Below are 213 nucleotides of genomic sequence, written 5' to 3'. Positions count from 1 at the left end.
AACATCGTGAACATGCTCCACGGGGTGCGTGACGGGTTGATCCGCGACGCCAGCAACTACGAGCAGCAAGAGCAGGCCTCGCAGCAGATCCTCGGCAGCTAGGGCTTGCGGGCGTTAGGAGATTAGTGCGATGTCGATCAATTACTCGTTCGGGGATGTGGACGCTCACGGCGCCACGATCCGCGCGCAGGCCGCCTCGTTGGAGGCCGAGCA

General features: G+C 62.9%; 2 pseudogenes. Both read left to right on the top strand.

Going from position 1 to position 213, the window contains the following annotated elements:
- Positions 1-102, top strand: a pseudogene (locus FPZ47_RS28195) (WXG100 family type VII secretion target); the annotation flags it as partial.
- A gap of 28 nt (positions 103-130) precedes the next feature.
- A pseudogene (locus FPZ47_RS28190) lies at positions 131-213 on the top strand (type VII secretion protein EsxI); the annotation flags it as partial.

The sequence above is a fragment of the Mycobacterium helveticum genome (assembly GCF_007714205.1).
In the GTDB taxonomy this organism is placed as follows: Bacteria; Actinomycetota; Actinomycetes; order Mycobacteriales; family Mycobacteriaceae; genus Mycobacterium; species Mycobacterium helveticum.
Note: the sequence above shows the minus strand (reverse complement) of the source record. Positions and strands in the feature narration are given on the sequence as shown.